The 1533-nt window shown below is 54.7% G+C and carries 3 protein-coding genes; 2 read left to right on the top strand and 1 reads right to left on the bottom strand.

The window, feature by feature from the left end; translation table 11 throughout:
- A partial coding sequence (locus GEU01_RS21650; RefSeq protein ID WP_019087661.1) for an IS110 family transposase occupies positions 1–334 on the bottom strand: 334 nt, incomplete at its 3' end.
- Positions 335–518: 184 nt separating this feature from the next.
- On the opposite strand from GEU01_RS21650, the gene GEU01_RS21645 reads away from it, so the two are divergent.
- Together GEU01_RS21645 and GEU01_RS26100 are read left to right on the top strand one after the other, a co-directional pair.
- A complete protein-coding gene (locus GEU01_RS21645) occupies positions 519–926 on the top strand; it encodes a helix-turn-helix domain-containing protein (protein ID WP_019087660.1) in 408 nt (135 codons plus the stop codon).
- Positions 923–1533: HipA N-terminal domain-containing protein (locus tag GEU01_RS26100; protein ID WP_198284512.1), on the top strand; the 611-nt coding region annotated here is incomplete at its 3' end. The genes GEU01_RS21645 and GEU01_RS26100, both read left to right, overlap by 4 nt.

Raw genomic sequence — 1533 nt, 5'->3', positions numbered from 1 at the left:
TGACTGGCACGAAGCGCATCGTCGGGCGGGTCACCGCCTCGCAGATCGCCTCGGCGTCAGCGGCATCAGTTTTACCCCGCTTGACGTAGGGCTTCACATAGACCGGCGGCATCATCCTGACCGTATGTCCGAAAGCCGCAATCGAGCGCGCCCGGTAATGCGACGTGCCACACGCTTCCATACCGACCAGGCATGGCGGGAGTGTTTCAAAAAACCGGAGAACTTCACCGCGCCGTAAGCGACGGCGTACGAGAATGTTCCCAAGACTATCGATCCCATGCACCTGAAAAACATTCTTGGCCAGGTCGAGGCCAATCGTCGAAATCGTTCCCATAAGTGGCTTCATGCGTTGCAGACGGTGACGATTTCATCCTCGCACATTTCGTGCGGGGGCCGTCCACAACATCACCTCCGAGTAAGACACAGAAGGCGAGAATGGTCGCTCGACCTTCTCAGGTTTCTCCGTCCCCGGTATGAAAATCTGGGCGCCATATTCTATCGAGCTCGCCTTGTAGGAGATGGTTTGGCAGTTCTGGAGGCGCGAAACGCCGTGGAAATTAGATATCAGATATGATATCTTGTACCGGAAAACATGGTATAAGAGATCAAACGTGATATATTACATGTTACCGAAAACAGCGGCTGAGGTGCATGATGAGATAGCGATATCGGCTCGTGCGCGCCGGTTGGCAAAGAACATCACGCAGGAAGATCTAGCTGAGCAATCGGGAGTAGCCATAGCGACGCTTCGAAGATTTGAAAACGGGGGTGCTGTGAGTTTGGCAACGCTGCTAGCAATAGCTGAGGCGCTCGGGACACTTGACGCTTTTTCTGATCTTTTTCCCATGCCAGAGGCTTCTTCCCTGGATGAACTGGATGAGTTTAGTCAACTCCGTCGACGCGCAGCGAAGCAGAGGACGCGATGATTGAAAGACTTTCTGTTGCGCTTGATTTCGGTGATGGAGAAAAGCCTCTACAGGTGGGACAGCTTGGCCGGGATCCTGAACGTCGAAGCATAGCTTTCGAGTGGGATGCCGGATTTGCGGCAAGTCCTCTTCCTCTCTCTCCGGTGCTTTGTCGGTCATATGATCAGTTGTTGAGGCCAAACAGCGGTCGGGGTGCAAGTCTTCCTTCCCTGTTTGAAGATAGTCTCCCAGATGGTTGGGGACGTCTCCTGCTTGATCGGGAAATTGCGGCGAGAGGTATCAGCCGAACCACAATCGGAGATATCGAGCGCCTCGCTTATGTCGGGCGCTATGGTAGCGGGGCCCTGACATACGCCCCTGAAACAGACAGCCTTCCGAATGAGAGCATTGATCTGGGCTGGTTCGAAGAGATCATACCACAAGTGGTGAATGGTGCGTCCGCAGCGGATCTTTCGCGGCTCCGTGTCATGTCCGGTGGCAGTCAGGGCGCGCGGCCCAAGTTTGTCGCGCAGATCAATGATGATATGCATTCCTTGCGCGATCACCGTCTGCCGCTCGCTTCCGGCTGGACTCAGGTATTGATCAAAGGGCGTGCATCATCTGATCC

It is taken from the genome of Komagataeibacter europaeus LMG 18890 (assembly GCF_000285295.1).
GTDB lineage: Bacteria > Pseudomonadota > Alphaproteobacteria > Acetobacterales > Acetobacteraceae > Komagataeibacter > Komagataeibacter europaeus.
Note: the sequence above shows the minus strand (reverse complement) of the source record. Positions and strands in the feature narration are given on the sequence as shown.